Origin of the sequence: Pseudomonas xanthosomatis (assembly GCF_019139835.1) — a bacterium.
GTDB classification, from domain to species: domain Bacteria; phylum Pseudomonadota; class Gammaproteobacteria; order Pseudomonadales; family Pseudomonadaceae; genus Aquipseudomonas; species Aquipseudomonas fakonensis.
In genome coordinates this window covers 1,664,835-1,685,579 of sequence record NZ_CP077075.1, presented here as the reverse complement: position 1 = coordinate 1,685,579, position 20,745 = coordinate 1,664,835, and the positions used below count along the sequence as shown (strand labels likewise).

Genomic DNA, 20,745 nt, shown 5'->3' with positions numbered 1-20,745 from the left:
TCCTGCACGGGTACCACATCCCCCGAGAATGGGCACTCAGCTGATGACCCTGCCCGGCACCGGGTCGGCCAACTGCCCGGCCTGCAGCCAGCCCAGCGCGATCGGCCACAGGCTGTGGCGAAAGCGCTCGTGAAAGAACGCGAAGTGGCCGATCTCACCCACTGCAATATCCCCAGGTGCCACCCGCAGGTGGCGGCGTTCGCCTGCGTGCAGGTACGCGAGCAGGCGCTCGGTGGCCGCCACGGTGCCGAACGGGTCGTCGGTCAGGCTCACCGCCAGCGTGGCCGCACGCACGTGGGCGAACGGCAGCGCTTGCAGTGAACGCCCGCTGGGGCGGTGCTCGTAGCGCGCCGTGGGCGTGCTCCAGTCATGCACCACACCCGCCGGCGTATCCTCCAGCCAACCCAGGCGCTTGCCAGGGAAATAACCGAACAGCCGGGTCAGCAGCGGCATCACCACATGCCACTTGCCGTACAGCCGCCAGCGCTGGCCGGCCGCATAGTCGCGCCAGTAGGCAAACTGCGCGCCCACCAGCACCGCATGGCGCACCTGAGCCGCCGACGGCGCCAGGCCCAGGGCCCAGCCGCCGAAGCTGTGGCCGACCACATGCACCGGCTGGCCGGGGTGCTCGGCTGCGGCCAGCTGCAACATGGCTTCGAAGTCCAGCCGCCCCCAGTCGCTCCACGAGGCCTGGAAGCCGCGCAAGGACGCCGGGCGCGATTCGCCGATGCCACGGTAGTCGTAGGTGAGCACGTCGAAGCCCTGGGCGAACAGGTAGTCGGCAAAGCGCGAGTAGTAACGGCAGCGCACCGAAGTAGCGGCGTTGATGATCACCAGCGGGCGCTGGGAATCGGGGGCGTCATGGCGCCAGCGAAAACCGGCGAGGCGGTAGCCGTCGGCGGCGGTGTGGCTGAAGGGGGTGGCGCAATGGATGTGGCTGCTCATGGCGCGCTTCTTTGGGTTAGTGCGCCAACGCTAGCAAAAATAATGTCGCCTGTACCGGCCCTTTCACGGGCAAGCCCGCTCCCACAGAAACTTCGTTGCCGTACAGGCAATGCTGACCCTGTGGGAGCGGGCTTGCCCGCGAAGAGGCCGGTACAGGCCTTGGACGATTACAGCTCGATGCAGTCGAACTTCACGTCGGTGGCCACGTCTTCGTCGTAGTTGACGTCAGCGCGCTCGAAGCCGAACAGGTTGAGGAACTGCTTCTTGTAACCGGCGTAGTCGGTCAGCTCGAACAGGTTCTCGGTGGTCACCTGCGGCCACATGGCCTTGCAGGCGTCCTGTACGTCGTCGCGCAGTTCCCAGTCGTCCAGGCGCAGGCGGGCTTTCTCGTCCACTTCGGCCGGGGCGCCGTCGGCGCGGTACATACGCTCGCGGAACATGCGGTCGAGCTGGTCCTGGGTGCCTTCGTGGACACCCTTCTGCTGCATGATCTTGAACACCATCGACAGGTACAGCGGCATCACCGGGATGGCCGAGCTGGCCTGGGTAACCACCGACTTGAGCACCGCCACGTTGGCGCCGCCTTTCACTTCACCGGCCAGCTTCTTGTCCAGGCGCAGGGCGGTTTCGTCCAGGTCCTGCTTGGCCTGGCCCAGGGCACCGTGCCAGTAGATCGGCCAGGTGATTTCGGTGCCGATGTAGCTGAAGGCCACGGTACGGGCGCCTTCGGCCAGCACATCGGCGCCGGCCAGGGCGTCGATCCACAGCTGCCAGTCCTGGCCACCCATGACGGTGACGGTGTCGGCGATTTCCTGCTCGGTGGCCGGCTCGATGCTGGCCTCGATGATGGTGTCCTTGTTGGTGTCGATGGCGGTCGACTTGTACGGCTGGCCGATCGGCTTGAGCGCCGAACGGATCACTTCACCGGTCTGCGGCAGCTTGCGCACCGGCGAGGCCAGCGAGTAGATGACCAGGTCGACCTTGCCGCCCATTTCGTTCTTGATCAGCTCGATGACCTTGGCGCGGGCTTCGTCGGAGAAGGCATCACCGTTGATCGACTTGCTGTACAGGCCTTCGGCCTTGGCGAACTTGTCGAACGCCGCCGAGTTGTACCAGCCGGCGGTACCGGCCTTGGTCTCGCTGCCCGGCTTTTCGAAGAACACGCCCAAGGTGTCGGCCTTGAAGCCGAACGCTGCGGTGATGCGAGCTGCCAGGCCGTAGCCGCTGGAGGCACCGATCACCAGGACTTTCTTCGGACCATCCTCGCGCACGCCCAGCTTGCGGGTGGCTTCGATCTGGTCACGGACGTTGAGCTCGCAGCCCTTGGGGTGAGTCGTGGTGCAGATGAAACCGCGAACCTTGGGATGAATGATGGCCAATGTCTGTACCTCGTCAGGTTTAGGCTGAGCAAGCGCCCGCATACGGGGCGTTTGCGTTTGATCTGGAGGGTGAGACTACCCCCGAACGTAATCCGACACATATTACGGGGTGAGGCCGGGGATGCAAAACCGCCCCACCCGGAATCACTGCCCTCTCGCTTGCCTGGCTGTGACTGCGCACGCTGCGCAGCCACCCTGCAAGGAGACGCCCGATGATTCGCACCACCCTGCTGGCCGCCAGCCTGATACTGGCCAGCCACAATGCCCTGGCCCACCCCACGCGCATGGCCGACGCCGTGGAGCACGGCACCGCGCACTGCCAGCAGCCTGCGCAAGCCAGCGACACTACCGTTTGCGAGGTGTCGGCCATGGTTCGGGTTGGCGATCGCCTGATCCTCGCCAACGACAAGCCGATGCCCGGCGGCTCGACGCTGTTCAGCCTGCCACTGGAGAAGGACCGCATCGGTGATGCACCGCCGACTTACCTCAGAAGCCCGGCCATCGACCAGAGCCACAAGCTCGAAGCCATGACCCTGACCCTCGACGGGCTGCATGTGATCGCCAGCACCGGATTCAACCGGGCGGGCGATGAGCGCGATGCCAGTTCCGATGCCTACAGCACCCTGCTGTTCTGGCCGGCCAACCAGCCGGAAAACGCCCGGGTGGCGGCCCCCTCGACCCGCCAGGGCATCACCAGTTCGCGCGCCCTGCGCGAGCAGATCGCCAGGGCCGTGGGGGCGCCGTTCTTCCAGGTCGAGGGGCTGTCGGTGGCACCGGGCAACCGCCTGCTGCTGGGTATCCGCAAACAGGGGCAGGATTACCAAAGCGCCAGTGACGTGTTCAAGATCCTGGCGGCGCCGTTCAGCATCGACAAGGACATGCTGCGCCTGCAAGGCGATTTCGAGCTGTTGTTCGAATTCACCCCGCAAGTGCCCGGCGAGGGCAAACCGCTGGGGCTGTCCTCGATCGAGTATGACCGTTTCAACCACGACGCCCTGCTGGCCCTGACCAGCTTCGAGGATGAAACCTCCATCGGCGGTTACCTGTGGTCGATCCCGATACGGCCGCTGCTGGCGCGCAAGCCGGTCACTCCCGAACTGTTCGTCGATGGCATGGGCGCGCCGCTGCGTTTTGGCAACAAGCCGGAGGGCCTGGAAGTGCTGGACGCCTCGACCTTGCTGATCGTGCATGACGATGACCGCATGCAGGTCGGCAGCAGCACCAACAGCCAGGCCAGCGGGCCGGATGAGTTTGCTTACAGTGCGGTGAAGTTCTGACAGCCTCCGCGATGGATGGCACTCCCCTGTGTGTGGGCTTTAGCCGCGAAGCAGGCGACGCGGTGGTTGGCACCGGCTATGCCGGTGTTCGCGGGTAAACCCGCTCCCACAGGCCTTTGCTGGGTACCAGAAACAGTGGATACCTCCAGAACTGCCCCATTCATTTACAAACCCGATCAATCACAAAGAAAAACAAACTTCTCAAATGAGCGCCGCGCAGGGATGCTGTGGCGATCGATCGTGCCCATCTTCCGGAGAACAACAATGAACGAAGCCGTCATCGTCGCCGCCACCCGCACTGCCATCGGCAGCTTCCAGGGGGCCCTGGCCAACGTGCCTGCCGTGGAGCTGGGCGCAGCGGTGATCCGCCAGTTGCTCGAGCAGACCGGCCTGGACCCGGCCCAGGTCGACGAGGTGATCCTCGGCCAGGTGCTCACCGCCGGAGCCGGGCAAAACCCGGCGCGCCAGGCCGCAGTGAAGGCCGGCCTGCCCTTCGAAGTGCCGGCGCTGACCCTGAACAAGGTCTGCGGCTCGGGCCTCAAGGCCCTGCACCTGGCTGCCCAGGCGATCCGCTGCGGCGATGCCGAGGTGGTGATTGCCGGCGGCCAGGAGAACATGAGCCTGGCCCCCTACGTGCTGCCCAGCGCACGTACCGGCCAGCGCATGGGCCATGGCCAGATGCTCGACAGCATGATCACTGACGGCCTGTGGGATGCCTTCAACGACTACCACATGGGCATCACCGCCGAAAACCTGGTGGACAAGTACCAGCTCACCCGCGAGCAGCAGGACGCCTTCGCTGCCGCCTCCCAGCAAAAGGCCGTGGCGGCCATCGAGGCCGGGCGCTTCCAGGCTGAAATCACCCCCATCCACATTGCGCAGAAAAAGGGCGAGCCACTGGTGTTCGACACCGACGAGCAGCCCCGCGCCGGCACCACCGCCGAATCCCTCGGCAAGCTGCGCGCGGCGTTCAAGAAAGACGGCAGCGTCACCGCCGGCAACGCCTCCAGCCTGAACGACGGCGCCGCTGCGGTGCTACTGATGAGCGCCAGCAAGGCCCAGGCCCTGGGCCTGCCGGTGTTGGCCAAGGTTGCCGCCTACGCCAGCGCCGGGGTAGACCCGGCAATCATGGGCATCGGCCCGGTGTCGGCCACCCGGCGCTGCCTGGCCAAGGCCGGCTGGCAGTTGAGCGAGCTGGACCTGATCGAAGCCAACGAAGCCTTCGCCGCCCAGGCGCTGGCGGTGGGCAAGGGGCTGGAGTGGGATGCGGCCAAGGTCAACGTCAACGGCGGCGCCATTGCCCTGGGCCACCCGATTGGCGCCTCGGGCTGCCGGGTGCTGGTGACCCTGCTGCACGAGATGATCAAGCGCGATGCCAAGAAGGGCCTGGCCACGCTGTGTATTGGTGGCGGGCAGGGCGTGGCGTTGGCGATCGAGCGCTGATTTTTGCTGTTAGCTGCAATAACAGCGGTGTGTTTGATGGCCCTATCGCCGGCAAGCCGGCTCCTACAGGGGGCGTGTACCTCTGTAGCCGGCGATGGGGCCAGTGGGCTCAGAACCGCTCGTCGCGAATGGCCGGCAGGGTGATGTCGCGCACGTAGCTGGCCGATGACAGGCTGAGCATCATCCGGCACACCTGCACCACGTCGTGCAGCGGAATCAACGCACCCTGCCCTTTGCGCTCGGCATCGGCCAACGGCACATCCAGGCCGTCCTCGGTGTTGAGGTAGCCGAGGTTCAGGCAACTGACCCCCAGCCCCTGTTGGCGGTAGCCTTCGCGCAGTGCTTCGGCGATACCGCGCAAACCGAACTTGCTGACCCCGAAGGCCACCTCGGGCCGGCCGCTACCGGGCAAGCCCGAGGTGGAACCGGTGAGAATGATGCGCGGGCGCGGGCTGTCGAGCAGCACCGGCAGCAGGCGCTTGATCAGCAGCAACGGCGCGGTGAGGTTGCAGCCGACCATGTGCTCGATGTGTTGGTCGTCATCATCGACAAAGCAGTAATCGTCCTCGAAGGCCCGCGCCTCCCACAGGCCGACGTTGTACACCAGTACGTCCAACCCGCCTGCGGCCACCGCCTCGAAGATGGCCGCTGCCGCCTCACGCGGCCGGGCAAGGTCAGCCTCTACCCACTGCACCTGCCTCGCCCCCTGCGCAGGCCGGGTGCGGGCCACGCCGATCAGCGTATCGCCCGCTCCGCCAAGGCCCTCGACCAGCGCCCGGCCCAATCCTTTGCTTGCACCTACTACCAGTATTCGCATGCTGCCACTCCCTATGGACTGCGCCAGATAGTACCCTGCCCGGCCTACCCCGCCACCCGCCATTGCCAGGACGCCCGTGGACAGAGAGCAGCTCGAACGCAACCAGATACCCGTCTACTTCATCGCCGTGGCGATTGCCGCCGCCGTCGGCCTGCTGGCCCCCAGCGCCGCCCGGTCGTTGGAGCTGCTGGTGACCCCGGCCATCGCCGTGCTGATGTACGCGATGTTCTTGCAGATTCCCTTCCTCGACCTGCGCGCAGGGCTGGGCAACCGGCGCTTCATGGCCGCGCTGCTGCTGGCCAACTTCGTGCTGGTGCCGCTGCTGGTGTGGGCCGGCACCCGCGGGCTTGCCGCCCACCCGGCGCTGCTGGCCGGGGCGCTTTTGGTGCTGCTGACGCCGTGCATCGACTACGTGGTGGTGTTCACCCACATCGGCAAGGGCGAGTCGCGCCTTACACTTGCGGCAACGCCGGTGCTGTTGCTGCTGCAACTGGCGCTGCTGCCGTTGTACCTGGCGTTGATGCTTGCAGGTACGGGCGAGGTCGAGATCCAGTTGGCACCGTTTTTCGAGGCATTTGTGCTGTTGATTGCGCTACCGCTGCTGCTGGCAGTGATGACTAGCGCCGGGGCCCGGCGTTCGGCGTTGGTGGCCAGGTGGAACGACGCCTGGGCCTGGCTGCCGGTGCCGGCCATGGCGCTGGTGCTGGTGGCGGTGATCGGCTCGCAGGTGGGCGTGGTGGCCAGCCGGCTGGGCGAGCTGCTGCCGGTGTTGCCGGTGTATGCAGGGTTTGCCGTGCTGGCGCCGCTGCTGGGGCTGGCGGCGGCGCGGCTGCTGCGCTTGCCGGCGGGTGAGGCGCGGGCGGTGACCTTCAGTGCGGCGACGCGCAATTCGCTGGTGGTGCTGCCCCTGGCCCTGGCGCTGCCGGAGCCGATCCGCGCGCTGGCGGCGGCGGCGGTGATTTGCCAGACCCTGGTGGAGCTGGTGAGTGAGCTGGTGTACGTGCGGGTGGTGCCTAGGGTGATCAAGGGTTGATTGCTTGTCTGCCTGGGTCGCTGGGGACGCTTCTGCCTTGTGTTGCCTGTTCTGGCCTCATCGCCGGCAAGCCGGCTCCTATGGAACAAATCACAACTCTTTGATTTAACGAAGATTCTGTGGGAAGCGGCCTTGTGTCGCGATGGGCTGCGCAGCAGCCCCGGCAATTTTGCATGGGGCCGGGGCCTTGGGGCCGCTTCGCGTCCCATCGCGACACAAGGCCGCTTCCCACAGGGCGCGCGGTGCATCGGCGAGACCAGTTCTCTGCGCGACAGCGCAGCCCGAAGGGCTGGGTGATCTCCTTCAGGGATCGCATGGCCTTCGTGCCGGCGATGGGGCCGGTGCAGGTGCTGGCATTCTGAGGGTCAGCCAGGCAGCTGCAACCGCCATTGCCCGTAGTGGCTGAAACACACCCGCGCCAGCGGCAGCACGTCGATCTTGTGGAAGCAATCCAGCGGCGCGCCCAGCGCGTGCAGCATCGCTGCGCGGATCACGAACGGTTGGTGATCGCGCTCCATTCGCCCGGTGTCAAAGCGCTGTCCATCCAGTGCGCCACGCGCTGGCACAAGGCAGCGATGGTTTCGCCACCGTGGGGCGCGGCGTGGGGGTCGGCCAGCCGGGCTTGCAACAGGGCCGGGTCGAGGTGCTTGAGCGCCAGGCCCTGCCAGGTGCCCAGGTCGTAGTCGTGCAGGGCTTGATCCACGCTGGCGCCCAGGCCTTCGGCGGTTTGCCGGGTGCGTAGCTCCGGTGCGGTGAGGGTGCGGGCGGTTGTGGATAACCCCGCCAGCGGGGGTGGCGGCTCGCGCAGCGGGTCGTCGGCCTGGGCGAAGCGGCCCAGGCGCTGGGCGTCGGTTTGGGCGTGGCAGATGAGGGTGAGGTGGATTGGCGGCATGCGGGCGGCCTTCGGCGGCAGGGTCCGGGCACTTTAGTCGAAGTCGCCGTGATTGTCGGGCCCTTGTAGGAGATCACCCAGCCCTTTGGGCTGCGCTGTCGCGCAGAGAACTGGGCACGAGCCCGCCGCGGCCCCTGTGGGAGCGGGCTTGCCCGCGAACACCGGCGAAGCCGGTGCCAGACACCGCGTCGCCTGCTTCGCGGTGGTTCGGCACCCCGACAAGCCCGCTCCCACAGGTCCTTGCTAAATCAATGAGTTGTGTGCAGTTCTATGAGAGCCGGCTTGCCGGCGATCACCGGCGCCGCCGGGGCCAGGCTCAGGTGATCTGTTGCCTGGGCAGGCCTCATCGCCGGCAAGCCGGCTACAGATACAGCGCAGGCCTGAATGGCTCAGGCGCACAGGGCGCGGGCGGGTTCGGGCTGCTCGGCTTGCTTGGCCAGCTGGGCTACTTCCTGGCATTTGTGTACGGCCTCTTTCAGCTCGCCGACCAACAGCGAACACGACGGCGCCACCCACAGGCGCTCGCCCAGGCGTTCGTGGGCGTGGCGCAGCACGTCCAGTGCCTGGCCCAGGTCGCAACGCCCGCCGTTGCGGCCGTCAACCACGCCCAGCGACAGCACCTTGTAGGCCGGCAGGCGGTCGAGGATGGTCGGGAACTGCTCCGGGGCGCTCACCAGGTCGATGTGCAAGCCGTCCACCGGCAGGTTGGCAGCCAGGCCCAGGTTAGCGTCAAGACCGCCGAAGCAGATGGCGATGAGCTTTTTCAGCGGCGCGCGCTGGAGGATGTTGTAAACCCGCTCGTAGGCGTTCTTCCAGTCCTGTGGCAGGTCTAGGGCGAGGATCGGCTCGTCGATCTGCACCCACTCCACACCTTGGCTGGCCAGGCGGTTGAGGACCTGGTCGTACACCGGCAGCAGGCGCTCGAGCAGTTCGAGCTTGTCGAAGCCTTCGCCCTTGGCGCTGCCCTGCCACAGGTAGCTGAGCGGGCCGATGATCACCGGTTTGACCGCATGGCCCAGGGCCAGGGCTTCGTCGACCTCCTCGAACAGTTGCTCGCAGCTGAGGGTGAAGGGCTGGTCGAGGGTGAACTCGGGGGCGCTCTGCTGGGCGTCGGCCAGGGCGAACAGGGTGTGCAGGCCGGGCTGGGGCGCGATGACGCCGAAGGTCAACGAATGCTCGAGCAACAGGTCGTGCCAGGCGAAGTCGCCCACCGGCAGCAGGTCGATACCGGCGGCCTTCTGCAGCTGCCAGTGGGCGGCGCGCAGGTTGCGGCCCACGGCACGCAGGCCGGCTTCGTCGAGCTCACCCTTGCAGAAGGCTTCCCGGGCGTTTTCCAGCTCACGCTCGCGGCCGGAGTGCGGGAAACCCAGGGTGTGTGCCAGTGCCATGTGCGTGTTCCTTGAATCCTGAAAATGAATGAGGTGATTTTGGCGGTGTGGATTGAGTGAGACAAACTCATAAAATTTGAGATGAACATAAGAGTTGTTCATGATGGATTGAATTCAAGGGCCCTATCGCCGGCAAGCCGGCTCCTACAGGCGAGCGCGATCACCTGTAGGAGCCGGCTTGCCGGCGATAGGGCCGTAACAGGCCAGCCGAATGTCTCAACCAGCACACTGCGCCGCGCATCCAGACATGCCACCCTGCCCGCCCATGCTCCACACTGCCACCCTGCCCCAACCCGGTAGCCCCACCATGAGCCTGCTGAAATCGACCCTGGACGCCAACGCTTTCGCCTGCATCCTGGAGTTCGTGCCCAAACCTTCTGCCGCGCGCTTCGCCACCCTGGAAACCTTGATGGCGCGCCAGCAGCTGTGCGGCTGGCCGATGACCGTGGCGATCGGCGACCGGGTTGGCAGCGCGCTGGACCTGTCGCCGCTGGACGCCTTCACCAGCCTGCAGCAACCGGTGCCCGCGCTGCTGCACTTTTCAGGTAAAGACCGCGAGCGCCGCGACCTGCTGGCGCAGCTGCAACGCATGGACGCCGCCGGGCTGGACCAGCTGTTGCTGCTGACCGGCGACCGCCTGCCCGGGCACACACCGGGCCAGCGCCCGGTGCGCTACCTGGAGTCGGTGGCGGCGCTGCAGATCGCCCGCCAGGCCCGCCCGCACTGGCTGCTGGCAGCAGCCTTGAACCCGTTCAAGTACCGCGAGGCCGAAGGCGGCGCGCAGTACTTCAAGGCGCAAAAGAAACTTGCCGCCGGCGCCGACCTGCTGATCCTGCAACTGGGCTTTGACATGGCCAAGCACCAGGAAGCCCTGGACTGGATGCAACGCCAGCCACAGCCGAAACCCTTGATGGCCTGCATCATGGCGTTGACCGACGGCCGCGCGGCGATGCTCGAGCAGGTGGCCGGGGTCACCGTGACCCCGTCGATGCGCGCGCTGCTGGCGGCCGAGGCCGCGGTGTCCAAGCAGTACGCCAAGGAGCGCGGCAACCACCGGTTGGCGTTGCAGGTGATCGGCCTGCGGTTGATGGGCTATGCCGGGGTGCACCTGTCGGGCATTCACGACGTGGAGCAGTTCGAGGCGCTGGAGCAGGCCATCACCGCGCTGCAGCCGCTGTACCAGGACCTGGACAGCTGGGCCCAGGCCTGGCTGGACGCCTGGCAACAGCCGGGCACCGCGCCGGTCACCTTCCACCCGCCCGGGCAGGACTGGCGCCTGGGGCAACGGCAGATCAGCGAATCAACCAAAGAAAAAGCCCGCTACCACCTGCTGTCGGCCATGCACCACCAGCTGTTCAGCCGCAGCACCGCGCTGAGCAAGGCGTTCGGCTGGGCGGTGACCCGGCCGCTGTGGGCCAACTCCACGGCCGCGCAGTGGCTGCACCAGCTGGAGCGGCGCATCAAACGGCCAATGGTGGGCTGCGATACCTGCGGCAGTTGCCGGCTGGAAGACACCCTGTACATCTGCCCCGAGACCTGCCCCAAGGGCCTGGCCAACGGGCCCTGTGGCGGAACGCGCCTGGACCGTTGCGAGTTTGGCGACCGCGAATGCGTGCACAGCGCCAAGTACCGGCTGGCAGTGGGCGTCGGACGCACCGAGGTGCTGGTGGAGCGGCTGATACCCTGCGTGCAGGTGGAGGGGCGCCAGCGTAGTTCGTGGCCGGGGTGGTTTGCGCCAGGCGCTACCGAGCGGCCAGGCACGCAGCCGGCAGCGGCCACCGAGTGTAATGACTGATAGGCCGCACCGTTGGCGGCCGTGCTAGCCTGCGCTTTTGCGGCAAGGGCACATGGCCATGATTTGCCTGATCGACGATGGGATAGCCGGTTCTGCACTGCCGCCAGGCTTTGTGGCAGGCGGTATCAACTTCAGCGGCGAAGGCGCACGGCACACCTTCCAGGCTGATGAACACAGCCATGGCACGGCCATGGCGCGCACTCTCCACGAAAGCTGCCCGCAGGGGCAACTGTTCGTCGTCAGGCTGCTGGACCAGTATGGTCACCTGAACGATATCGACCGGCTGGATTGGGTCTTCGGCTGGCTGAGCGAGCAGCGCCAAGCGCTGGGCATCACGCTGATCTGCGCGCCCCTGGCAGATAACGCCCTGCATCTGGATGACGACGCCTATCACCTCTCGTTGCTGGCCAGGCATGTGGCAAGCCTGCGCCAGGCCAGGGTGCCGACCTTGATGCCGGCAGGCAACCGCAACCACCTTGCCAGCGACGAACACCAGCAAGGCATGGCCTGGCCAGCAATCTTGAGGGATGTGGTCAGCGTAGGGGCTCTGGCAGCAGACGGCCCCCCGGGGTTGCACCCGGTGAGCAAGCGGCTGGCAGCGCGCGCAGGCTCGGCTTGCGCGACACGGCTGTTGGCCCGCCCCGGCGCGCCGGGCCAGACCAGTGGCGCCACCGCCCGGGCCGCCGGGCAGATGGCCTGCCTGCAACAGATGCAGCCGGGCATCAGCGTGCAGGCCTGCGTGCAGCAGGCCAGCCGCCCCTGGACCGACCCGCACGGGCAAACCTGGCCCGTGCTGGCCGATGCAATGACGCCGGGCTAGACCCTGGGGGTCTGGACGCCGTGGCGTACCATGCCCACCAGGTAGTCGAAGGTGAAGCCCCCCGCCGTGGCCGCCACCATGACCTTGGTGCGGCTGACCGGATCAGGCAGGAACAGGCACGCCTTGTAGGCGGTCTGGGCACTGTTGCGGGCGACGACCTGCAACGTCTCCCAGCCGTTGGCCTGCTTGTCGTAGCCCAGAGTCACCACCTTGGTGATCGACTGCAAGGTGGTCAGGAGCATCTCCACAGCCGCCGCCAGCAATGTCGAGTAGAGGTTGTCATCCTCGAACTGCGACAGCTCGCTCTTGCGCCCCTTGTACAGGTGCCAGCCCTGGTAGGCGATACCTGCCACACCGATGTAGAACGTGGTGTACCGGCAGCGGTCGGCCGCCTCCAGCGGAGCACCGTCGGAGCGCCAGGGCGTCTTGAACAGGAGCAGCACGGTCTTGGCGGTCAGCAGCAGGCAATCGACCCCTTTGGTCGCCGTCTGCGCCTTGACCCCGGTCGAGGCCGAGGCCATGCCCTTGGACATCATGCCCATGCCGATGTAAGTGGTGACCACATCCTTGAGGTACTCGAAGGCCGACGGGTTGGCGCTGGACTGCGCAGCCAGCGCACCGTTGATCGGTGGCCGGCTGGCCAGCACCGGCTGCAGCGGGCTGTTACCCATGAACAGTTTGTAGGTGATGGTGCCGAGCACCGACGGCACGAACAGCACGATGTCGATCAGCCGTACGCCGGTGTCCACCGGCTTGCCGGTCAGCAGGGCGAAGGTCTTCTCGATGAACGGGAAGCGGATGGTTGTGAACAGGATCCGGCGCATCAGGTCGACCAGGCCCGCCACCGAGTTGATCAGGTGCGTGACCACGTTGCGGGTCATCTCGGTTGCGCGCTTGGCCAGGTTCAGCACCAGCGAGTACAGAATGCGCTGGATCTTGTCGAGGTCCAGGTCGGCCAGGGTGAAGCCGTCGGGGCCGAATATATGCTTGAAGCTTTCCTTGATGTCGGTGCCGTAGCCGGAAAGTGCGTCCATCTGTTTGCCCAGCAGGTCGAACAGGCTTTCGAACTCGCCGCTTGGCGACGGCACCTCAACCTTGACCACCAGTTCGAGGATGCTGCCGAGCAGGTCGGTCATGCCGCCGCCCGGGCCGCTGCGCGAGGCATCCTGCTTGCTCGGGGCCTTGCGCTGGGCCTGGGTCACCTCGCCAGAACCAGGCTCGAGCAATACCTGGCTTTTTTCCGGGCTCACGCCCAAAGCCACGCACTGTGCCTCGATGGAGGCAATGGCGTGGTCGAACGCCGGGGTAACCTTGCCGCTCAAGCTACTGACCCGCTTGACCAGCAAGGTCAGCTCTTCTTCGACGAACTCGGCCATGGTGTTGCGCACCGCCGTGATGTCGCCCCAGTCGAAGAGGAACTTGGCGTAGCTCCAGACCTTTTCGGCCGCCGTGCGCACCTGCTGCCACAACCAGCTGAAGAAGCCGCCGATTTTTTCCAGGGTGTCGACCACGAAGCGCTTCACCTTGCCGGCGATTTCGCAGACGAACTCCACCGCGCCCTGCACCTTGCGAATAACGAACGACACCGCCGAGCGGGCATGCTGCCAGAGCCCTTCGAGCAGGTCGGACAGCGACTGGCCAAGGCCTGGCAAGGCGACAGCCGCCGCCGATGCCTGAACCTGGGGCGAGGAAGATGCGGTACGCAACTGACCATCGCCGGAGCCGGACACCGCCAGGCAGAAATCATCGGCGACGTGACGGGTATCGAGGGCTGAGGCAAATGCATGGGCCGGGGCACGCAGGCGAACGCCGCTGGCCTGGTCACCGCCGGCCAGCGCCGCTACCTGGCGCAAGGCACTGAGCAGCGCATCGACCGATTGCGCGCCACTTTTTCCGCGATACTCCTCCGGCAGCAGCTCGGCTTTTTGCAGCTCCTGGGTACTCATGCGGGTAAAGCGCTGGTACAGCGAGACGGCCGGGTTGATTTCCAGCACCTGCTCCAGGCCTTCGAAGGCCAGTTCGTAGGAAGCTGGAGTGAACGACAGCGCGCGGTTGAAGATGCGCAGGTTGCCGCTGAGGTCGGTCCGCACCCGTACCGGGTCTTGCGGGCCGACGAACACGCTGCGGCCATTGACCACCAGGGTGGACAGCACCGAGCTGCGCAGCAGCACAGCCGCATCGCTGCGGGGAATACCGCCGTGGTCGAGCACACTGATGTTGGTGGAGAAACAGGTGATGCTGGCCGAGGACTGCGGGTCGGACACACGGATTTCGGTTTCTTGCCAAAGCCCGCCGGCGTCACGCCAAAGATGGCCCGCCACGCCGCTTTCGTAGACCACCAACACGCCGCTGGTGAGCTTGTCGTCCCCCACCACCGGGGCCAGGTCGATAACCTTGTTGCGGATGGCGGTCGCTTCGCTCCAGCGCTCGGCCAGGCTCGGGCGGTGACACATCAGCACCACGCCGTCACTGCGCAGGGCCCAGGCACTGGTGGCGCCTTCTGGCGTTTCGCAGACACTCAGTTGCAGCACATCCTCGGCCAGGCTGGCCGGGATGACCGCTTCGAACACCGCGTCGTCCTGTTTGCGCAGCTGCTCGGCAGGCAGCCGCCAGACCCCTTTGCCGCCCACGTACAGGTCGGTGCCCGCCTTGCGCGTCTGGCCCATGGCCAGGACCTTGCCGCCCGCCGGGCATTCGAAGGGCAGTACCCCGGTGATGGACGGGCCGTTCTCGAAGGTCGGTACCACCCGTGCGTTGAGCAACCGGGTGCTCTTCACGCTACCGGTGCCAATGACATGCAGCACCGGCTTGCGCGACAGCATGCCAATGTTGAAGTCGAAGATTTCGCTCATGTCGCGGGCAACGCTGAACACCAGGCTGTGCTGGCTCAACGAGGCCGGTGTATCGCTGCGCACCAGGTAGGCGTCCTGCTCGCCATCGCCAGCGGCACTGAGCAGCACCGTCCAGATGCCGTCATCACCGCGCAGCAGGCGGATGGCATCGATCACCAAGCCCTGGCGGGTGCCGTAGTCGCGCCACGGCAGCTGGCTCCAGTCGGCACGCTGGGCATCGAAGTCGTAGGCCACCAGCAGCCGCGAGGCGCCGCCGCCTTCGTCCAGGGCAACGGCGAGGGTGGTCAGCTCCTTGCCGCCGACGCTTGCCCAGGCCGTGGCGAAAGCCACGACCTTGTCGTGTACTGCAACACGCTGCCAGCCCGCCGAGCTGTCGGCGTCACGGCGTACCAGCGACAGCTGGTGCTGCTTGCCCAGGCTCAGGACCATGGGCTGTACCATAGGGCCGCGGCGGTCGGGCAAGGCACTCATGCGCTGCTGGAAGCGGCCTTTGGCCTGTGGGTCGATCAGGTCATCGCGGCCGAAGGTGCGGGCCGGTTCGATGTAGTCGATGACGTCGTTGCCGACGGTGAAGCTGCTGTGTAGCGCCTGTTTGTGGTCGAGCGCATCGACCTGCACGATATTCGGTTTGCGTTCCATGGCAGTCTCCTGGCTCAGGCTTCCCGGTAGTTCACGTCGACGGTCAGGTCCAGGAACTGGTTCAGCTCCGGGTGGCGGAAGGTAAAGGTGTCTTCGCCTGGAAGCACGAACGCGAAGTTGTTCATGTCTACCTCGACCTTGCTGAACACGCCCTGGAGCATGGCGATGATCGCGTCGCGCGATGCGCCCAGCCAGTCGCCGGCGATCTTCACATCCCAATCGTTGTTGATGCGGGTGAAGAACTGCACGAAGCCGCTGATATCGCCGACGTCATCTTTACTGCCGACCAGGTGGGTGAAGGAAAGCTGGAACTTGGGCGCCACCGAGCAACGGGCCGCCTCGCCGTCAGTGTGCAAGGTCATGGTGCCGCCGATCTTGGACTTGCGGGTGGCCTTGGCGCCCGAGTGCACGTCCCATGACGTGGTGCGGTCGCGGTCAAGGTGGCTGTAGAGCAGGCCGTCGATCGCGGCCACCTTGCCCTGGACCAGCTTGATCTCAAGCTTCAGTTGCTTGTCCAGCACCAGCTTGAGTTCGTTGTCGGTCCAGCGGTAGGTCTTGCTCCCTTGCAGGAACAACGAGTCACCGTCACGCACGAAGCGCAGTTCTTCGAGGAAGTCCAGTTCGGGATGCGCCAGCCGGCCCTTCGGGCTGGCGGCATTTTCGGCTGCCATCCGGTCGATTTCACGCTTCAGCGCGGCGCTCAGGCCGTTGCGCAGGTGGTCGATGTACAAGTCCTTGCGCAGCACCATCACCCCGGCAAACAGGCCACCCTTGGCATCGGCCTTGTGGTAGCTGGGCCAGATACCCTGCTTTTCGCACAGGGCCGCCAGCCCGGCACCTGCGCCAGGCAGCTCCCGGCCCCCGACAGCGACCCCCAGGTAGTCGAGGGTGTTGGAGCGATCTTCATCGACGCCCGGGACTTCAGCCTTGTTGAGCCGGAAGGCGTAGTCGGCCATGGACACGCTTGGCTCGCGCTTTACATGGCGCGGGACCACCGAAGCACTGAGCAGCAGGCCGTTGGCACCATTGATGCCACTGACCGTGGCCCAGGTTTCGATGCATTCGGCCAGCTTGCCGCGCGCCTCGGGCGACAGGGTGGCGCCGGCCGGCAACGCCACCTGGGGGAGCAACAAGGTGCCTTTGTTGGTGAGGGTGAGGAACAGGCATTCGATGGAGAACTGCCCTTCGGCCAACTGGTAGGCCTGCAGGTGCTCGAGCACGCCGTCGGCGCATTCCTCATCGTGCGCGTAGAGCTGCTTCCAGCTGACCGTGCGCTTTTCAAGGAACGAACGCAGGGACAATACGTACTTGTGAATGGGCACTTCGACGCTATCACCATCGCTCAGGTAATTGAGGGTGCCGCCGAGCAATTCGATGGAAGTGATCACCTCGTTGGGCGCCGTATTGGTGCGGCTGAACGACAACGTTGGCGGCTCCATCTCGGCGACAAGGCGCGTGGAAGATGGCAGGCCCCTGGAGTTGAGCGGGTTGACGTTCAGGGCAAGCCGCCCACCGGGGGCGGTCTCGCCCCAGACTTCCCAGGCACTCTGGAGCTGGCAGCTGATCGCCCTCTGGTTCAGCGACAATGCGATATCGAAATCTTTCAACGCCTTGGTGGATTTATCCATGTTGTCCATATAGCTGGCTGCCTCGATTCCTGGGTGGGCACTGCAAGGGCCCCGGGCAGCCTGCTTTCATTGCCCGCGTTCCTTGCGTTCGCTGAGTAATGGCCTATAGCCACTTCGCCGGAGCGTAACGCAATTGAAAGCGGTTTTGTATGACGATCGGACAAGTTGTTTTGCATGAAACCGGCAGGCCTGAACAACCCGTTGTTTTCGTTCATATTGCTGTCACAAGCCGCGGCGAAGAGGCGCCACCCTCGCCTGCACAGGTGACCGCCACGGTGCACCCCGGCATGCCCCTGGCAACGGCTTTGCCGGTGTTCGCGCTATGCTTTCTGCGACGCTGACCAGCCCCTCAAGGAAGCCGTCCATGAGTGCCAGCACCCTCGCCGAACTCGACGCCGCCCTGCCCAAACTGGCGCGCAAGGTCCGTGTCCTCGAAGCCCTGGCCTGGCCGGATGACATCGAGCCGGTGTTCCTCGCCCAGTGGCGCGCCGGCAAACCGCAGTTGCCGAAGGTGGCCCAGCAACCCCGCGATCACCGCGACGACATCGCCGCCCTGGAGACCTTCATCGGGCAGTGCGACCAAGGCCACCCGGCCGGGCATTACCTGGCCGCCACCGCGCGCAGCTATGCCACCGCCGGGCGCATGCTCGGGGCCATCGGCACGCCGGCCTTTGCCCGCTATTCGTCGGCGCTGTACCGGCGCCCGGACTTTCTCTACCCCCGGCAAAACCTGAGCATGCTCGATGCCGCGCGGTTCTTTTTGAAGACCACCGACGCCCTGCTGGGCGGCGGGCAAATACCACCGAGCGAGGCGAACATCCCCGCCGAAGACTTCGCCGCCTGGCTGCAGCCCGAGCTGGACCGCTTTTTCGGCACAGGCCAGGTGAGCATTGCCCTGGACCCGGCCCTGGCGGCCAAGGCGATTGCCGGCAGCAGCCGCATCCGCCTGCGCGCCAGCGCGCTGTTCAGCGAGCTGGACAAGCAACAGCTGCTGCAGCACGAAGCCTTTGTGCATGTGGCCACCGCGCAGAACGGCGCCCGCCAGCCCAACCTCAAGTGCCTGGGCCTGGGCGCGCCGCGCACCACCCAGACCCAGGAAGGCATCGCCACCCTGGCCGAGATGTTCACCGGCAGCATGGACATCAACCGCCTGCGGCGCATCGCCCTGCGTGTGCTGGCGGTGCAGCAGGCGCTGGATGGCGCCGACTTTATCCAGGTGTTCGAAGGGTTTGTGCAGGCCGGCCAGTCGCAGGAGGAGTCGTTCCGCTCGACCCAGCGGGTGTTCCGCGGCGCCGACCTGCGCGGCGGCTCGGCCTTTACCAAGGACGCCGCCTACCTGACCGGGCTGCTGGGGGTGCATACCCTGCTGCGGGTGGCGGTGCGCGACAACCGCCCGGAGCTGCTGAGCCATTTGTTTGCCGGGCGCCTGAGCCTGGCCGACACCCTGCGCCTGGCGCCGCTGTTTGAAACCGGTTGGCTCAAGGCGCCGACCTATGTGCCGGCCTGGGCCAGTGATATGCGCAGGCTGGCGGCCAACCTTGCGTTTTCGGCGTTTATTTCGCAGATCAAGTTGGACGGGCTCGATTTGCCATTGTTTATGGCGTTTGCGGATGAGCATGAGGTGAATGCTAGTGCGCGGTGAGGGTTGAGCCTTGCTGGCTACCGGGCCAATGGATTTACTGCCGACCGCCAACTGTGTAGGAGCGGGCTTGCCCCGCGATGGGCCGCATAGCGGCCCCCGCCACACAGGCTTTTCAGCTCATTCCTCCTTCACCGTTCCGAGTTTGCCAATCTGCTCGCCGGCCAAGCGGCTGATGGTGCGGATCGCCTGATGGATGCCCGACGTGTTGCGGAAACTCAGGTGCGGGTTGTGTTCGCACTCCAGTAGCTCATCGTGTTGCACCAGCGCTTCGCCGAGCAGTTCGAGGGTCCAGACATGGCTCTGGATCAGGGACAGGCGGTCTTGGTCAGTCATGACGGGCCTCCTGGTTGGCGCGGGTGGCCAGGGAATGGCTGTCGATCAGGTAGAAGCGATGGGGTTTGCGGGCCGCGGGGGATGGGCGGCGGAGAGCGGATGCGAGGATCCGGCTCAGGATGCGAGTAAGCATGCATGAGACTCCAAGTTTTGAGTTTAGAGCTACCACGATCCTTCCTACGGGATTGGGTGGCAGCTGTGCATGGGGTAGGAATACCGGGAAACTTGGAACCCGGCCAGGCCGAAGCCTGCCCACACACAGCCGCCATGACACACCGCAGCACGCGAAAAAACGCGAGCTAAGAGTGATTGGGGACGCCTAGTGCGAGCGCCAAGTTTACCAGCAGGTTCCTACACCTGGTCGCGGGTTTTGCTGCGACTGGCTGAATTTATCCCTGGTAGGTTCGCCATGCAACAGCTGCACAGGGTGGAAGTTTCCCGAAATCTTGAAGGAAAAAACTTACCTAGCTGACGCTGCGATAAACGCTACCGCGGTGCTGTCGCTCTGCGCAATAACCGGGACGAGGACCTCGGGTGCCGAGAGTCATCTGCAAAAAAAATGTGCAAAAGCGGCGTTTTTTTCGAACTCAGCAAGATGGCACAGGCCCCGATTTAATTGGCCTCCGCCGGGACAACTTGTGCGCAGAAAAATGTGCAGAAACACCCGAAACTGCGAAGGGACTCAGTGAGTGGAAAGCTCGAAAACGTAGCACTCTCCAACCAGTAAAGAACTCGTTAACGGCTGTGAGGACAAAGCCCCATCACCCAGACTTTTGCGATTGAGCCCCGCGATGGGCCGCAAAGCGGCCCTCGCCTCACAGGTGGTTCAGCTCAATTCCCCTTCACCTTTTCCAGCTTGCCGATCTGCTCACCGGCCAAGCGGCTGATGGCGCGGATCGCCTGATGGATGCCCGACGTATTGCGAAACTCAGGTGCGGGTTGTGTTCGAATTCCAGTAGTTCGTCGTGTTGCACCAGCGCCTCGCCAAGCATTTCGAGGATCCAGACATGGCGGAGACAGGAATCGAATGATGGCTACCGTACCCTGTAAATATTGACCTTTGGTCTTTCACAGAAGAGAACGTATCCCTAAACGTATCCCTAAAGCTCAAGTCACCTCAGCTTCACACGGGTGCAGGCCACCCGCTAAGAAAGCAGCCATGCTGTTGGGGCCCTTCGCAGTGAGCCCTTCTTCCTGCATAGCACGGTACCAGGCTCCAAGCGCTGCTTTCATAGCGTCCATATCCTTCTTCCACACAGGCCCAAGGTATAAAACCCACAGTTCAAGCTCACGTTCTGTCACTGGCTCACCCCGGCTGAGAAGCTCTGCTGTGTCCACTAGGCTTGTAGCCAGCTCCGAGTCAATCACCTGGTCAGGGATCGACCAATTAGCTTTTTGCCCGAGACAATCGGTGTAAAAGCCTAACTGCTTCACCTGATCTAGGAGATACGGGTGGTCTGATGCTTCGTCGTGAAGGGGACGAAAATCCTCCAACGATCTTGCACCATCAGTTACCAAGGCCGGAAAGATCCAGTGGCTGTTTTTACTCGTATGAGAGCGGTAACGCTTCCACTCTGCCTTGATCGCGCCGTCTTCCAGCTCCAGAGCCATCCCTCGGAGGATAGATATCTTTCCCGCCTCCTCAATCGAAAGCGCAGCCAGTGAAGCTGCAGAGGCAAAGCTCTCTGCCTCCAGAAGAAGGCGTGCGTCTTTGGCGAGTCTGGCGGCATTGGCTCGCGCTGCCGTCATGCCTGCGGCGAGCTGTGAGCAATCCAATCGCCCTTTGTAGCCGTCCAATTTCCTTGAAGTCATCTGGTGCCCCCCTTCAGTCAAGAGCCGATATCATTGCAGCAATCGCAAGG

The 20,745-nt window shown here is 65.0% G+C and carries 15 protein-coding genes and 1 pseudogene; 6 read left to right on the top strand and 10 right to left on the bottom strand.

From position 1 onward, the window contains the following. Window positions 1–36: 36 nt before the first annotated feature. Both KSS93_RS07470 and fabV read right to left on the bottom strand, forming a co-directional pair. On the bottom strand, window positions 37–945 hold the full coding sequence (locus KSS93_RS07470; RefSeq protein WP_217887748.1) for an alpha/beta hydrolase family protein: 909 nt from the start codon (window positions 943–945) through the stop codon (window positions 37–39). A gap of 167 nt (window positions 946–1,112) precedes the next feature. Next, window positions 1,113–2,324, bottom strand: coding sequence for an enoyl-ACP reductase FabV (fabV, locus tag KSS93_RS07465; protein WP_217887747.1), 1,212 nt, complete (start codon window positions 2,322–2,324; stop codon window positions 1,113–1,115). 212 nt (window positions 2,325–2,536) lie between these two features. Here fabV and KSS93_RS07460 point away from each other — a divergent pair, with 212 nt between their 5' ends. Together KSS93_RS07460 and KSS93_RS07455 are read left to right on the top strand one after the other, a co-directional pair. Continuing rightward, a complete protein-coding gene (locus KSS93_RS07460) occupies window positions 2,537–3,601 on the top strand; it encodes a hypothetical protein (protein WP_217887746.1) in 1,065 nt (354 codons plus the stop codon). A gap of 264 nt (window positions 3,602–3,865) precedes the next feature. Beyond that, entirely contained in the window at window positions 3,866–5,044 is a 1,179-nt protein-coding gene (locus KSS93_RS07455; protein WP_217887745.1) for an acetyl-CoA C-acetyltransferase, read from the top strand. 109 nt (window positions 5,045–5,153) lie between these two features. Here the strand turns inward: KSS93_RS07455 and KSS93_RS07450 are convergent, their stop codons facing one another. Continuing rightward, window positions 5,154–5,861 (bottom strand): SDR family NAD(P)-dependent oxidoreductase, encoded by a 708-nt coding sequence (locus KSS93_RS07450; protein WP_217887744.1) that lies wholly within the window; start codon window positions 5,859–5,861, stop codon window positions 5,154–5,156. A 76-nt stretch (window positions 5,862–5,937) separates the two neighbouring features. On the opposite strand from KSS93_RS07450, the gene KSS93_RS07445 reads away from it, so the two are divergent. Continuing rightward, window positions 5,938–6,894, top strand: a complete 957-nt coding sequence (locus KSS93_RS07445) for an arsenic resistance protein (RefSeq protein WP_217887743.1) — start codon at window positions 5,938–5,940, stop codon at window positions 6,892–6,894. A 365-nt stretch (window positions 6,895–7,259) separates the two neighbouring features. Here KSS93_RS07445 and KSS93_RS26775 read toward each other — a convergent pair whose 3' ends face one another. The 3 genes and pseudogenes from KSS93_RS26775 to KSS93_RS07435 all read right to left on the bottom strand — a co-directional run. Then, a complete protein-coding gene (locus KSS93_RS26775) occupies window positions 7,260–7,388 on the bottom strand; it encodes a hypothetical protein (RefSeq protein WP_367616826.1) in 129 nt (42 codons plus the stop codon). Beyond that, window positions 7,385–7,786, bottom strand: a complete 402-nt coding sequence (locus tag KSS93_RS07440; RefSeq protein ID WP_367616825.1) for a histidine phosphatase family protein — start codon at window positions 7,784–7,786, stop codon at window positions 7,385–7,387. The genes KSS93_RS26775 and KSS93_RS07440 overlap by 4 nt, the downstream gene beginning before the upstream one ends. Before the next feature lie 392 nt (window positions 7,787–8,178). After that, window positions 8,179–9,174 (bottom strand): annotated as a pseudogene (locus tag KSS93_RS07435) (5-methyltetrahydropteroyltriglutamate--homocysteine S-methyltransferase); the annotation flags it as partial. Window positions 9,175–9,481: 307 nt separating this feature from the next. On the opposite strand from KSS93_RS07435, the gene KSS93_RS07430 reads away from it, so the two are divergent. Together KSS93_RS07430 and KSS93_RS07425 are read left to right on the top strand one after the other, a co-directional pair. After that, the gene (locus KSS93_RS07430; protein WP_217887742.1) at window positions 9,482–10,969 is read left to right on the top strand and encodes a methylenetetrahydrofolate reductase C-terminal domain-containing protein; all 1,488 of its coding nucleotides are present in this window, start codon (window positions 9,482–9,484) and stop codon (window positions 10,967–10,969) included. A gap of 52 nt (window positions 10,970–11,021) precedes the next feature. Beyond that, the gene (locus KSS93_RS07425) at window positions 11,022–11,789 is read left to right on the top strand and encodes a S8/S53 family peptidase (protein WP_217887741.1); all 768 of its coding nucleotides are present in this window, start codon (window positions 11,022–11,024) and stop codon (window positions 11,787–11,789) included. On the opposite strand, the gene KSS93_RS07420 is transcribed toward KSS93_RS07425, so the two are convergent. Together KSS93_RS07420 and KSS93_RS07415 are read right to left on the bottom strand one after the other, a co-directional pair. Beyond that, window positions 11,786–15,280 carry a hypothetical protein gene (locus KSS93_RS07420; RefSeq protein ID WP_217887740.1) on the bottom strand — a complete coding sequence of 1,165 codons (3,495 nt, stop codon included), beginning with the start codon at window positions 15,278–15,280 and terminating at the stop codon, window positions 11,786–11,788. The genes KSS93_RS07425 and KSS93_RS07420 overlap by 4 nt on opposite strands. 14 nt (window positions 15,281–15,294) lie before the next feature. After that, window positions 15,295–16,908, bottom strand: a complete 1,614-nt coding sequence (locus tag KSS93_RS07415; RefSeq protein WP_217887739.1) for a hypothetical protein — start codon at window positions 16,906–16,908, stop codon at window positions 15,295–15,297. Between the two features lie 364 nt (window positions 16,909–17,272). Between KSS93_RS07415 and KSS93_RS07410 the strand changes: the two genes are divergently transcribed. Further along, complete coding sequence (locus tag KSS93_RS07410) at window positions 17,273–18,550, top strand: peptidase MATCAP family protein (protein ID WP_217887738.1); 1,278 nt, start codon at window positions 17,273–17,275, stop codon at window positions 18,548–18,550. A 117-nt stretch (window positions 18,551–18,667) separates the two neighbouring features. On the opposite strand, the gene KSS93_RS07405 is transcribed toward KSS93_RS07410, so the two are convergent. Together KSS93_RS07405 and KSS93_RS07400 are read right to left on the bottom strand one after the other, a co-directional pair. Further along, complete coding sequence (locus tag KSS93_RS07405; RefSeq protein ID WP_217887737.1) at window positions 18,668–18,883, bottom strand: hypothetical protein; 216 nt, start codon at window positions 18,881–18,883, stop codon at window positions 18,668–18,670. A gap of 1,107 nt (window positions 18,884–19,990) precedes the next feature. Beyond that, window positions 19,991–20,695, bottom strand: coding sequence for an AbiV family abortive infection protein (locus KSS93_RS07400; RefSeq protein WP_225917311.1), 705 nt, complete (start codon window positions 20,693–20,695; stop codon window positions 19,991–19,993). Window positions 20,696–20,745 lie beyond the last annotated feature (50 nt).